The 14,509-nt window shown below is 40.0% G+C and carries 9 protein-coding genes; 7 read left to right on the forward strand and 2 right to left on the reverse strand.

The annotated features are described in order from the left end of the window. Positions 1-8 precede the first annotated feature (8 nt). A complete protein-coding gene (locus ASE74_RS01970; RefSeq protein ID WP_055903367.1) occupies positions 9-1,484 on the reverse strand; it encodes a PAS domain-containing sensor histidine kinase in 1,476 nt (491 codons plus the stop codon). Positions 1,485-1,918: 434 nt separating this feature from the next. Here ASE74_RS01970 and ASE74_RS01975 point away from each other — a divergent pair, with 434 nt between their 5' ends. The 7 genes from ASE74_RS01975 to ASE74_RS02005 all read left to right on the forward strand — a co-directional run bounded on the left by ASE74_RS01975 (position 1,919) and on the right by ASE74_RS02005 (position 12,027). Continuing rightward, a complete protein-coding gene (locus tag ASE74_RS01975; RefSeq protein ID WP_162235776.1) occupies positions 1,919-2,458 on the forward strand; it encodes a DUF4142 domain-containing protein in 540 nt (179 codons plus the stop codon). Between the two features lie 146 nt (positions 2,459-2,604). Beyond that, positions 2,605-4,473 carry a malto-oligosyltrehalose trehalohydrolase gene (gene treZ, locus ASE74_RS01980; protein WP_055903372.1) on the forward strand — a complete coding sequence of 623 codons (1,869 nt, stop codon included), beginning with the start codon at positions 2,605-2,607 and terminating at the stop codon, positions 4,471-4,473. Continuing rightward, entirely contained in the window at positions 4,466-8,518 is a 4,053-nt protein-coding gene (gene treY, locus ASE74_RS01985) for a malto-oligosyltrehalose synthase (protein ID WP_055903375.1), read from the forward strand. The genes treZ and treY overlap by 8 nt, the downstream gene beginning before the upstream one ends. A gap of 75 nt (positions 8,519-8,593) precedes the next feature. After that, positions 8,594-9,115, forward strand: coding sequence for a ferritin-like domain-containing protein (locus ASE74_RS01990; protein WP_055903377.1), 522 nt, complete (start codon positions 8,594-8,596; stop codon positions 9,113-9,115). Between the two features lie 200 nt (positions 9,116-9,315). Further along, positions 9,316-10,290 (forward strand): TIGR03885 family FMN-dependent LLM class oxidoreductase, encoded by a 975-nt coding sequence (locus tag ASE74_RS01995; protein WP_055903380.1) that lies wholly within the window; start codon positions 9,316-9,318, stop codon positions 10,288-10,290. A gap of 137 nt (positions 10,291-10,427) precedes the next feature. Continuing rightward, positions 10,428-11,159, forward strand: a complete 732-nt coding sequence (locus ASE74_RS02000) for a DUF3891 family protein (RefSeq protein WP_055903383.1) — start codon at positions 10,428-10,430, stop codon at positions 11,157-11,159. Positions 11,160-11,199: 40 nt separating this feature from the next. Then, positions 11,200-12,027, forward strand: coding sequence for a transporter (locus ASE74_RS02005; RefSeq protein WP_235525986.1), 828 nt, complete (start codon positions 11,200-11,202; stop codon positions 12,025-12,027). A gap of 889 nt (positions 12,028-12,916) precedes the next feature. On the opposite strand, the gene ASE74_RS02010 is transcribed toward ASE74_RS02005, so the two are convergent. Then, a complete protein-coding gene (locus ASE74_RS02010; protein ID WP_055903388.1) occupies positions 12,917-14,476 on the reverse strand; it encodes an FAD-dependent oxidoreductase in 1,560 nt (519 codons plus the stop codon). Positions 14,477-14,509: the final 33 nt, after the last annotated feature.

The raw sequence follows: 14,509 nt of genomic DNA on the forward strand, positions 1-14,509 counted from the left end.
GCTAAGTTTTACTTTAAGTTCGGAATGGTAAACTTAAAAGTACTTCCTTTATCCAGTTCACTCTCCACCCAAATTTTTCCGCCATGGCCGGTAACTATCTGCTTGCAAAGAAAAAGACCTATCCCAAAGCCTGAAATTAAATTATTTGAGCTTGCACGGTAAAAACGGTTAAAAAGCTTGGGTATTTCTTCTTTGAAAATTCCAACGCCCTCATCTACAACCTCAATTATTAACCCATCATCGGTAATTTTGGTGAGGATTTTAATTTCGGTACCCAATGCTGAATATTTTACCGCATTACTGATCAGGTTCATTATAACCTGGTAAATTTTGAGGTAATCTGCATTTATTTTATAATTTTCGTCCTGGCAAAAGGTAAAGTTATGATTGGGGTGAAGTATGGCTACTTCCTCTCTAATTTCTTCAAAAAGTTTCTCCAGCTGAAAATGGTTTTTTTCAATAATGAGCTTTCCCGATTCGAGCCTTGAAAGACTTAAGAAGCCGGTAATAAGCGTAGTCATTTTTCTGATTTGCTTAATCGACTGATCTACAGCCTTTGATATGGCCTGATCGCTGAATTTTAAAACCTGTGTAGATAGCAACTGCTGATACGCCAGAAGCGAGGTAAGGGGTGTTTTAAGTTCGTGACTAACCATACCGATGAAATCATTTTTGCGCTGATCCTGCTCTCTTATCTCTGAAATATCGCGGGTTGTACCAGCCACAGCTTCAACCACTCCCTCATCATTAAAAATTGGTGTAAATATATAGTCATAGGTTCTTCTGCCCATTACAGCATGCGGAAAGCTAACTTCCCCACGAACTGGTTTCCCGGTGGTTTTTACTGTATCAATCTCCCTTTCGTGCATTTCAGCGTGCCAGGCCTCATATCCATTTTCAATCAGTCCTTTTCCTATGGCCTCATTCCACGATTTTCCCCACATTTCCAGCAAAGCTTCATTTGCATAAGTAAATCGGTAATCTAAATCGAATACATACATCAAATCTGGCGTGTTCCTTGTAATGGCTTCATAAACCCTTTTCTGTTTGTCTGAAAATTCGTAGGCTGCCTTTAAATCATCTCTGTTCTGCCGCGAATAAGTTGTATCGGTAGTAGATCCAAACCATTCAATAAGTTCGCCTTTATCATTCAATACGGGCACCGCACGTGCTAAAACCCATCCAATGGAACCATCAGCGCGTATAATTCTATATTCAAGTTCATATTTGCTTTGGCTTTCGAGCGTCTTGTTAATTGCATTGGCAACAAACATTCTGTCATCTTCAAAAACATATTTTTCTATCCATTCAGAAACCAGGTAGTTCCATCCCTCATTTTTGGCTTCCTGATGGTGATTAAATTCCGCTATAATTTTCCAGTCGGGAGTAGCGCGAAACAGTACATTCGCTGTCGCATTAATCAGCGCGCTAAAGCGCAGTTCATTAAGGGAAGAATTTGTATTGTTAGTAATAATTTGTTCCATCCTGGGGATATTTTAAATATTCAATAACTATCAGCGGGCAATATTGTTCTGAATTTTAAACTTTTTCTTTAAACAAAATATGGATTTTAATGGATTAGGCCTATAGATCGTGTTTATTTCCTTTGGTATTCCGTGTTTTTTCCATTATAACATTTCACATCCAACAGCTACTTTATCTGTATTATATCAGCACAAAGCATATGCTTGAATTACCTCAATTGAATTGCCGAAAAGCTAATTTTATTTAGAAATAGTCATGAAAATGCTCTTGAAAGCAAAAAAAAGAGTGCGTTAACCTAAAACATGCACTTGAAGGTAAATGCGAGCTGGAAAAATCTTTTCTATAAGCCAGCCTAACCAAAGCCCGAACCATCCAAAAAAAATATAATCGCTAAACCTTTAAAATATTTTTAATGTTTTATAAGAAAAAAACTATGAAAAACATTACAAACCATTCACGTCGGAAGTTTCTAACAACCTCCGTCGGCGCGGCAGTATTTGCTGGAGCCAGTGCTACTTTTGCTGGAACATTTTTTAAGCCATTTACCTTATCAGCACAGGGGTCAACAGCGGCAATTCAATCGAAAATTGCCTTATTGGGCAATGCATCACTTCAAACTAGTTTATTGGCTGCAACAAAGGCAGTAAATCCGGAGGTGAAAATGTTTGCCAAATTCGAAACTGCTGAACAGGAAACAATTGGTAAAATTTTAAAAGATATGGGTACGGTTGTTCCTCCTCCCGGTGCAGAACAAAAAGCACTGCTGGCTAAGCTTCAGGCTGCAAGCGGTAAGGCCTTCGATCAGGCATTTATGCTAGGGCAGGTAGATACACATCAAAAACTTCACCAGGCAGTATCAGAATTGCTGAAACAAAGTACTGATGTACATGTTAAACATGTAGCCAGCCTTGCTTTGGCTACAATTACAGAACACACGGAAAGAGGCCAGATCCTATTGAAAAAACTGGGTTAACCTTAAAAGATTCATCCGGTTTTTATACGGTGATATTTTCTTTGCCTTAAAGCAACTTGGCAGCCAATACCAGGTTGCTTTTTTTTGGACAGGCTAATTCTGAATTAAAAATGCTGGTGTTTTTGGCGTAATAACAAAATTTATACATGGAAAACGATATACTAAAGAGAAATATAGGGGTAAATTTTAATGGCGGCGAAACGGCCGAAATTCAGCTTTGGGCACCTTCCGCTTCTCAGGTTGGGATTGTTTTATCTGCTGATAATCGTGTGTTGGCAATGCAACAAACCGGCCGTGGGTATTGGCATCTCGAAACCGATCAGCTAAAGCCGGGCGATGGATATTTGTTTCAGCTTTTGCAAAAAAATGAAAATGATCAGCAAGAAACTTTAAAGTTGGCTGATCCGGCTTCACTTTACCAGGCAAATGGAGTTGGAGGAAATTCAACAGCGTTTGATTTAAAGGCGTTTAAATGGACAGATGCTGCTTGGAAAGGAATCAGCTTAAAAGATTTTATCATTTACGAGCTGCATACCGGAACTTTTACACCTCAGGGCGATCTGAAATCGATCGAAACCAAGCTTGATCATTTAATCGAACTGGGCATAACCGCTATCGAAATTATGCCGCTTGCCCAGTTCCCAGGTAACCGAAACTGGGGTTATGATGGGGTATATCCTTTTGCTGTACAGCATTCTTATGGTGGGCCGCTTGCCCTGCAGCAATTGGTAAATACATGCCATGAAAAAGGATTGGCCGTAATACTGGATGTTGTTTACAACCATATCGGGCCTGAAGGCAATCATCTTGGTCAGTTTGGCCCTTATTTTACTGATAAATATGCTACCCCATGGGGAAAGGCAATTAATTTTGATGATGCCGGTTGCGATGGCGTACGCAATTATTTTATCGAAAATGCATTGATGTGGTTCCGTGATTTTCATATCGATGCACTCCGCCTTGATGCGGTACATGCCCTGCGCGACTTTGGACCTGAACATATTTTAAAAGAGATAAAAAACAAGGTTTTAGACCTTTCAAGAGCAACAGGGAGAGATCACAGGCTTATTGTTGAGCTTGATTTGAACGATAACCGTTTTATCAACCCTACCCACCAGTGCGGTTACGGAATGGATGCCCAATGGATTGATGAATTTCACCACGCACTTCGTGTATCTGCAGGGCAGGAAAAAAATGGCTATTATGCAGATTTTGACGGAGTGGGCAGCCTGGCTAAATCCTACAATGATGCCTATGTTTATGATGGTCAGTATTCTGCCCATAGAGATAAAAAGTTCGGAGCACCTGCAACAGGGAACGCTGGTGCGCAATTCGTTGTGTTTTCGCAAAATCACGATCAGGTGGGCAACCGAATGCTCGGGGAGCGGTCGGCCACGCTGGTGAGCTTCGAAATGCTTAAATTAATGGCAGGTGCAGTATTCTGCAGTCCGTTTATACCGCTTTTATTTATGGGAGAAGAATGGGCCGAAACAAACCCTTTTTTATTTTTTACAAGCCATGAGGGCCCAGAACTTGCAGAAGCGGTAAGGAAAGGACGTAAGGCAGAGTTTGCATATTTCCACAATGGTGATGAAACGCCTGATCCCCAGTCAGAAGAAACTTTTTTACAATCAAAAGCCGATTGGGCGAAAATTGAAAAACTGCAGCATAACACCATGCTTAACTATTACAAAAAACTCATCACCCTTCGTAAAACACATCCTGCACTTTCAGTTCTTGATCGGGGTGCTACCCATGCACAGGCTTTTCAGGAGCAAAATTGCATATTGCTAACCAGAGGAGAAGATGAAAATAAAATACTTTGTATCCTTAATTTTTCCCAGCAAAAGCAAGATTTAACTATTGGAGGAAGTTTAGATAATTGGTCACTCATCCTCGATTCTTCTGCTGTTGAATGGGGTGGCCCAGGTACAACTTCGTCAGAAAACATCACAGAAGGTAAATTTATTTCACCACCCGAATCTATTGTTATAATTACACAAAAACATGTTTAAACCAAAATCAACATATCGCATCCAGTTCCATAAAGATTTTAACCTGGCTGCCTTCGATAAAATTATTCCTTACCTGGTTGCTTTGGGGGTAGATACAGTATACGCATCGCCAATTTTTGAAGCCGTTCCCGGGAGTACACATGGTTATGATGTGGTAAACCCCTTGCGTTTAAATCCCGAAATAGGAACAGAAGCACAATTGTTAGCAATAGCGGCAAAGCTCAAAACCGCAGGCATTAGCTGGCTGCAAGATATTGTACCCAACCACATGGCATTTCATCCATCCAACAAATGGCTTATGGATGTACTCGAAAATGGGTCTGAATCTGAATATGCCCCTTACTTTGATATTGATTTTACACTTGACGATGGTAAAGTAATGGTGCCTTTTTTGGGTACAAGTCTTGATCAGTCTATTGAAGATGGTGCAGTAAGTATTTCAAAACAAAATGAGAAATATTTTATAAATACCAGCGGCATGGAATGGCCGCTTAATGCAGCAAGTACAGCCAAACTGGAAAAGGCAAATCTGAAAGAGTTGAATGCAGACAAACAGGAGATTTTACAGATTGCGGAACAGCAACATTATCGGCTTTGCGCATGGAATGAAACAGACAGCAAGATCAATTATAGGAGGTTTTTTACCGTTAACGGATTAATTTGCTTAAACATTCAAAACATAAGCGTTTTTAAAGCTTACCACCAATACATTTTTTCTTTGGTTGATAAAGGTATATTTCAAGGACTTAGAATTGACCATATTGATGGACTTTATGATCCACAAAAGTACATTGATAACCTCAGAGAAGCAGCAGGAAACGATCTGTATATTGTGGTAGAGAAAATTTTAGAAGAGGGTGAGGAACTGCCTCAAAATTGGGAGGTACAGGGAACCACGGGCTACGATTTTCTTGCCCAGGTAAACAATCTGTTTACAAACAAAGCGGCTGTAAAACCTTTTGAAAAAACTTATCGCGAGATAACAGGTAAAAAACTCGACCCAAATGCGCTGATCCGCGAAAAGAAAAAAGATATTCTTTACGGGCACATGCAGGGAGAACTCAACAATTTGCTTGCCTTATTCCTATCGTTAAACCTGGTCGAAATTAAGGAAACTGAAAAAGATGAGCTTCGCAACACCATCGGGGAATTTATGATTGGCATGCCGGTTTACAGGTATTATAATTATGTTTTTCCTTTAACCGGAGAAAGCAGGGAAAACCTGGTGCAGATTTTTGAACCAATATTAAAAGATAAAACCTTAGAGAAATCAGCAAAGTTGCTTTATAATGCACTTTTAGAGGAGCCACTGAAGGGAAATGATGATTATAATGTAAAAATAGCTGCGTTTTACCAGCGGTTGATGCAATTTACAGGGCCTTTAATGGCTAAAGGTGTAGAAGATACTGCAATGTTTACCTACAACCGTTTTATTGGCCATAGTGAGGTTGGCGATGCTCCTGATTCATTTGGAATAACAACAGGGCAATTTCACCAATACATGCTCGATCGTTTTAACAATTGGCCTTTGGCCATGAACGGAAGTTCGACCCACGATACCAAAAAAGGGGAGGATGTACGGGCGAGATTAAACGTGTTAACCGATCTTTACGATGAATGGGACGCCCTCGTTGCAGAATTACAGGTTTCGGTAGAAACGCTCAGTAAAGATTTACCAGATTTTAAATCCTTGCACCCGAACGATATTTACATGGTGATCCAAACGCTGGTTGGTGCACTTCCTTTCCCAAATACGGATGCTGATGATATAGAAAACCGCCTTGAGCAATTTATTCAGAAAGCACTCCGCGAAGCGAAAAAGCGTTCAGACTGGGCCGAGCCTGACCTTGCATATGAAGAGCAACTGAGCCGTTTTGCGCTCGCTTTAGCTGATGAAAAATATCCTTTTAGAGAAAAAATAATCGGTTTTCTTCAACAAATTGGTGATTTTGCTGTGGTTAACAGTTTGGCGCAGTTGGTGCTTAAATTTACCTGCCCCGGAGTTCCCGATGTGTACCAGGGGAGCGAGCTGTGGGATTTAAGTCTGGTAGATCCAGATAACCGCCGGCCAGTAGATTACGATCTTCGTACAGGATACCTGGATGATTTATCAAATGCCACATCAAAAGTACTTTGGGAAGAGCGCTTTTTAGGTAAAATTAAGCTTTGGCTTACTAAAAATTTATTAGCACTTAGAAAAGCTGAAAACGGACTATTTGAAGAAGGTACATATATTCCACTGAAAACCATAGGTAGCTATGCAGCAAATGTATTCGCCTTTGCCAGGAAATTTGAGGATAGCTATATCATAATTGCCGTACCGCTTGGTGTAGCCCAATTATGCAGAGAACAGAAGGTAGACGTTAGAAATATTGACTGGCAGGATACACAAATATTACTACCGGATGGTGCGCCGTTGGCCTGGTCGGATCTGTTGAATAAAAAAGAAGGGCATAAAGATTTTCTTAAAAAAGGAATTGATGTAGGCACACTTTTTAAGGCCTTTCCTGTAGCAGTGATTAAACTTATTCCAAAGCAAAATAAGCGTACTGCAGGGATATTATTACCTGTAAACTCTCTTCCAAGTGCGTTTGGTATAGGCGATTTTGGCCCGGAGGCTTTTAAATTTATCGATTTTTTACACCAAAGCGGGCATCAGTACTGGCAGGTACTCCCGCTTAACCCGGTAATGCCCGATAAAGGCCATTCTCCATATTCTTCGCCTTCTGCAATGGCCGGAAATGTACTTTTGATCAGTCCTGAAGAATTATACAACGATGGGCTTATAAATGAATCAGATTTAGAAAATGCCTTACAAGCGAACGCCGACCGGATAAATTATCAGGAAACACAAAAAAAGAAAAGTGCTTTATTAAAAAAAGCATTCGAAAATTTTACCCGCTCTACCCATGATGACCTTTTGAAAGCTTTTGATGCTTTTTGTTCAACTGAAAAGGATTGGCTAGATGATTATGCTTTGTTTGTTGTATTGGGCACACACTTTAAAGAGCAAAATTGGTACAAATGGCCTGTGGAGTTTAAGTTTAAGGATAATGCTAAGCTATTGGCATTTACAGGAGAATCAGCTGAAGCACTTCGGCAGATAAAATGGGAGCAGTTTATCTTTTTTAGGCAATGGCATAAACTTAAAGCCTATGCCAATAAAAAATCGGTAAAGCTTATCGGCGATCTGCCATTTTATCCTGATTACGGATCGGTAGAAGTATGGTCTGAACCAGAAAATTTTAACCTTGATGCAGATAAAAAAATGATCACCATTGCAGGTGTTCCTCCCGATTATTTCAACGCCAGCGGGCAGTTATGGGGCATGCCAACGTTCAATTTTGCCAGCATGGAGAAAAATGATTACAGTTGGTGGGTAAACCGCATAAAAAAGAACCTGGAAAGATTCGACATCATTCGATTAGACCATTTCAGGGCATTTTCTGCTTATTGGGAAGTAAATGCTGCCGATGAATCGGCTATTAACGGGGTATGGAAACCCGGACCGGGCGAAAAATTGTTTTTAATCCTTAAAAAGAGCTTAAAAGAGCTGCCACTTATTGCTGAAGACCTTGGCGAAATAACCGATGATGTGAATAAACTCAGAGATATTTTCGGACTTCCGGGGATGAAAGTATTGCAGTTTGCCTTCGGGGCCGACTTGCCTTCTTCTCCAAATATTCCGCATAATTTTAGCAATACAAATTCATTTGTTTACACCGGTACCCACGATAACAATACGGTAAGGGGTTGGTACGATGCTGAAACTGACAATGATACCAGATTAAGGATTTCTGAATATTTTGGTTTTCAGGTAGATGATTCAAATATCGAAACTGCCATGTTAAATCTCGCCTATTCAGCTGCTGTAGATACCGTAATTGTTCCATTGCAGGATGTGCTGGGCTTAGGTGGAAACAGCAGGATTAACCTTCCCGGAACGGCAGAGGGAAATTGGGAGTGGAAACTGGAGCAACAATTGCCTTGGGAAGAAATAGCACAGAATCTTTTAAAAATGGCAGAAAGGACAGGCAGAGCTTAATGGTAAAGTATTCAAATTTTTTAAACCTTTTTTTAACGAGCAATGTTTTTATAATGAACATTAAACTATAAAAATATGGCAAATAAAAAAAATGATGTACAGATGCCAAATGCGCATCTGCATGAATTATTCGTAGATGAATTAAAGGATATACTTGGTGCGGAAAAGCAATTGCTTAAAGGCCTTAAAAAACTAACGGATGCTGCAGGAAGTGAAAAGTTAAAAGATGCTTTCCAAACCCATTACAGTCAAACCGAAGGACAGATTGACCGATTGAAACAGGTTTTTGAATCATTAGGCATTAACGCACGAGCTAAAAAATGCAAAGCAATGCAGGGGCTGCTTGAAGAGGCAGACGAAATTATCGAAAGCTTTAGCGATGAGCCTCAAGTGCTTGATGCTGCATTAATTACAGCCGCTCAAAAGGTTGAACATTATGAAATTGCGAGTTATGGTACCTTGGTAACCTTTGCAAAGCTGATGGAGCATTCGGAAGCCGAAGAATTACTTGCTGCCACACTTGCTGAAGAAAAAGATACCGATAGTTTGTTAACCGAAATAGCGCTGAGTGAAGCAAACACAGGCGTTTCAGCTTAAAAACACATTTAAAAAGGCTGTATCATAATTGTAATTTGTCATCTTAAGCTAGTTGAATCACTTATATAATAACCATTATGGTGTTTCTTTAGGCTTATATGACATAATCTTTAGGGGATTAATTATGATACAGTCTTTTTTTATTCCCTTCAGGTTTAGATGCTCCCATTTTCGCTCAAACCTCATCGCCCTTAAACCAAATGAAAACAATATTTTCCTATCATGCTTCTCATGAACAGTTTGCCCCAAGTGAACTTTTAAAGTATGCCGTTGCCGCAGAATCAGCTGGTTTTGGTGGTATTTCCAGTTCAGATCATTTTCATCCGTGGAGCAGCAGGCAGGGGCAAAGTGGCTTCAGTTTTGCATGGCTTGGGGCTGCAATGGCACTTACCTCCCTTCCTTATAGTATAGTATGCTGTCCTGGGCAGCGTTATCATCCGGCCATTGTTGCACAGGCAATTGCCACTTTAAATGAAATGTTTCCTGGCAGGTTTATGGCAGCCCTCGGAAGCGGTGAGGCCCTTAATGAATCTATAACAGGAGAAAAATGGCCAGAAAAAACTGTACGTAACCAACGCCTGCGTGAGTGTTATGATATTGTAACCAGGTTGCTGGAGGGCGAAACAGTTAACCATAACGGGCTAGTAGTAACCGAAAATGCTAAGCTTTATACCTTGCCGGGCAAAAAACCACAGCTTATTTGCGCTGCGGTGAGTAAAGAAACCGCGTATTGGGCCGGTGCCTGGGCAGATGGTTTAATTACCACCCATCGCCCGCCTAATGAATTGCAGGAATTGATAAATGTATTTAGAAGCGGCGGTGGCCAAGAAAAACCAGTTTATCTGAAAGTGCAGCTATCTTATGCAGAAAATGAACAGAAAGCAATTGAGGGAGCCCATGAGCAATGGCGAACAAATATATTTTCTGCAGGCTTGCTCGGTGATTTGCCAACAACAGCGCATTTTGATGAAGCGGCAAAAATGGTATCCCCTGAGGAGATGCACAAACATGTACTGATATCGGATAAGATTTCGCAGCACATTGATTGGTTAACGGATTTTGTTAAAATAGGGTTCAACGGAATTACCCTTCATAACGTAAACCGCGAACAATCGAAATTTATAAGTGATTTTGGAACGCATATTCTTCCGGCTTTAAATGATATTGTAGCGTAATAATGCTGCTTATTATCCCATTGATTTGAGTTGATCGTAAATTCTTTTTCAAAATTACCTCCCTGCTTAAACAATACCTCAATTATCCCGGTTTTAAGGATATCCATTGCAGGTAAAATTGGAAAGAAAAATATTTAATGATTGTAAATTATAAAGCAAACGGCTGGCAGATAATTGCGCAGCGTTCTCATGGCCTTTTGGCTGCACAGATCTGTGCCCGGTGGAAACTCTCTGACCAGCTGGTGCGTTGGGTGGATATTCTGATTGCAACCGCAGAACATGATGATGTATTTAATGAGTTGGAATGCGGCCCGCTGGTAAATGCGAACGGTGGTCCGGTTGATTTTAAAATGAATAATTTTGACGAAAACCTCTCTACCCAACTCATTAACCGTGCAGAAATGAAAGGCAGTTTTATTGCCCTGTTGGTTTCCAGGCATATTGCATTTACACATGGAAATGAACCAAAGGCGAAAAAATTTCTTTTATATCTGCAAAAAAAGGAAAAATACTGGCTTAAATCTGCAAAAGTTAGCGAAGCAGAAGTAAACCGTGCTTATGAATTATTGGAGTTTTGTGATGCACTTTCTTTAATTATCTGTCAGGAAATTATTCCACCAGAAGGCCGAAAAGTAGAAATTGGCCAAGGTCCGACTGGCACAACATATGAGCTTTTTATGGAGAATGATTGCCTGGTAATTTCTCCGTGGCCTTTCGAAACAGGCGAATTTAACGTCGATTACGAGTGCAGGCATCTTGATAAACTTACTTTTTCTAATGATAAAGCCTTTAGAGCAGCTTTTGAAAAAGCGGAGGTAGTTCAAATTGGCTTAAAATTTAAAAACCTCCAGGATTCAGCTAAAGCCTAAACTTTCTCATTTAACTCTTGTTTATACATAAATGTTAAAAATGAAAAACAGTATTTTAATTCTCGCTCTGCTAAGTATTTTCAGTATTGAAGCTTTCGGACAGCAAAAACCCTTTTATCATCTATTTAAGCCAGTTCCTAAAGATAGTTTGCGCGAAATGGAAACCGACAGGCCAGATGTAACCGAAAGTCCGCAAACTGTTGATGCTGGGCATTTTCAGTTCGAAACCGATCTTATGCGCTTTCAGCGGGAAAATAAAGATGAAGGCAGGAGTGATGAATATCTTTTTAACCAGGCCAATATTAAGCTAGGGCTCACCCATTCCACAGCTATCCAACTTACATTTGAGAGTTATGTAGTAAAAAAAGATTTTGATTCTGAAGGAAGTGTTGAGCGGAGCAGTGGCTTTGGCGATATCACTTTCAGGTTAAAACAAAATGTTTTGGGCAATGATAAAGGAAAATTTGCCATTGCTCTGCTTCCATACCTTAAGTTTCCAACTTCACATGTAGATCAGGAGAGCCATTACGAAGGTGGTATTATTATTCCGATGAGTATTAAATTAGGAAACGACTGGAAATTGGGCTTTCAGGTTGAAGCAGACCGTTTACAGGATGAGAAAGGAAATGGCCATCACAATGAGCTATTACAAACGCTTACTGTTTCGCACCCACTTACCAAAAAGCTTGATGGCATTATTGAAACTTATTATACCTACGAATTTAAAGATGAGCACTTAAAAAACTTTCTTAATGCTGCATTGCAATATGAGTTATCAAAAGATTTCCTTATCGATGGTGGATTTAATTATGGCATTCAGCAAGATGCCAGGAAAAGCTACTTTGTAGGACTCTCTTTCAGGTTATAAACTCGGAAAATTGATCATCAACCAAATAAAAATCAATTAATAAAGGTGATAAGTGGTTTTTGCCAAGGAAACACAAATTACCACGGAATAATTTTTTAGTGCTTCGTCTTCCTCGCGTATGCGGGCATACTAATGACAAGATGTTCCAGAAATGAATATCCTCAGTTTATCGTCAATTGCGAGAAGGCTTTTTCAGCCGACGAAGCAATCTTACTACGATCGCTACTAGCGTGTGCTTTAGGATTGCTTCGTACTTCACAATTATGACCACAGATTTACACAAATCAACACAGATCAGTTTTTGCCACGGAAACACAGATTACCACGGAATAATTTTTAGTGCTTCGTCCTCCTCGCGTATGTGGGGATACTAATGACAAGATTTTTCAGGAATGAATTTCCTCAGTTTATCGTCATTGCGAGAAGGCTTTTTCAGCCGACGAAGCAATCTTACTACGATCGCTATTAGCGTGTGCTTTAGGATTGCTTCGTACTTCACAATTATGACCACAGATTTACATAAATCAACACAGATCTGTTTTTGCCACGGAAACACAGATTAACACGGAATAATTTTTAGTGCTTCGTACTCCTAGAGTATGAGGGGATACTAATGAAAAGATTTTCCAGAAATGAATATCCTCAGGTTATCGTCATTGCGAGAAGGCTTTTTCAGCCGACGAAGCAATCTTAAAACGATCGCTAAATCTAATGGGATAGATCTCTCCATTCCACTGCGTTCCAGTCGAGATGACGACGCTTTTTATTAGAATTTATCAATGGTAGCTTGCTTAAGCATCTAAGAAGGTATTTCTACAATCTCAGCACTACATAGTCTCAATAAGAATTATTTTACGATACAACCTCTTTTAATACGCTTTAAATGAAGCTATTTTGCTTCATCCACAATTTTATTTCCCGAAACTTCAACTTTTTTTAACGGTTCACGGGGAGGGCCTGTGAGCACGCAACCATCAGTGTCAAACCTTCCGCCATGGCAAGGGCAATCCCAACTTTTTTCGCTCGCATTCCAGTTCACTATACACCCGGCGTGGGTACATACCGGATCAAGCGCGGTAATTTTTCCTTCTTCACTTTTGTAAATGGCCAGTTTTTCGCCATCAAACGATGCAATTTTTCCTTCGCCATTTGCCAGGTTATTTAATGAATCCAATACCTGGTTACCAAAACGGTCGGCCACAAAATGATAGGCAACATCGGCGTTTTCCTTAACAAATTCACTAAAACCGGAAATAGGTTTCAGCCTTGATGGTGAAAGCAGTTTTGTGAGTTCATTTTCTTTGCCCAAAATCAGATCGGTAATCAGTGCTCCCGAAAGGCTCCCGAAAATCATTCCGTTACCATTAAAACCCGTAGCAAGGTATGTTCTATCATCTCCGCCAGGCATTTGGCCAATATATGGTAGTCCGTCCACAGGAACATAATATTGTGATGACCAACGGAAGTTTATTTCGGCTATTTTAAAATATTGGCGGGCATAGTTTTCAAGATCTTCAAAAGCCTTTTCCGGATCATCATGACCGGTTTTGTGATCGGCACCACCTATAATCAAATATTTCTGACCATCTATTTCATGACTCCTGAAATAATGATATGGTTCTTTCATATCGTATGAAATACATTCTGGGTAAGCATCATCACTTAATGTTACCGCCAGCACGTAGCTACGGTAAGGTGCATTGCGAAGCGAAAGAATATTGATTCCTGGCGGAATATGGGTTGCCCAAACCAGGTTTTTTGCCTTAATTTCTCCCCCTTTAAAAGCTGCAGTGTGGATACCTTCTTTAAATGTTGTTTCTTTAATCTTAATTCCTTCCAATATTTCTCCGCCGAGCTGTTTAAAACCTTTCGCCAGTCCGTAAATGTATTTTAACGGGTGAAACTGTGCCTGCTCCTTAAAGCAGATAGAATATTGAAATTCGATTGGAACACCGTTTTTTTCAGATTCGGTTACGGCTACACCAGCCTCTTGAGATGAGCTGAGAATTTGTTGAAGTTGTTCCGTTTCCTCATCATTTTGAGAAAACAGGTAACCATCCTTGTATTCAAAATCGGCATCAATATGAAGTTCATCAATATTATTTTTGATGGATGCAATCATTTTTTTACCAGCTGCTGCAATCAGCTTAGACGCATCTTTTCCAAAATCGCTGTCAATTTCCGGGTAGGTGGCATCAAAAAATGTATTCAAGTGGGCAGTTGTTCCTCCGGTTGTACCATATCCTAAATTATGGGCATCAACAAGCAGGCATTTTTTTCCCTCGCGCTGGAGGTTATAGGCTGTAGTTAGCCCTGTAATGCCTCCGCCAATAATCAGTGCATCATAAATGTTGGTGCTATTTTCTTGCTGGTAATTTTCGATCTTTTCGTTTGCTTGCCAAAGGCTGATATTTTTCCCATCCCGTCCATTTTTTTTATTGTTTTTCATATGGCTTTAAATATGTAGGTGTGCATTATTTAT

Origin of the sequence: Pedobacter sp. Leaf216 (genome assembly GCF_001421515.1) — a bacterium.
GTDB lineage: Bacteria > Bacteroidota > Bacteroidia > Sphingobacteriales > Sphingobacteriaceae > Pedobacter.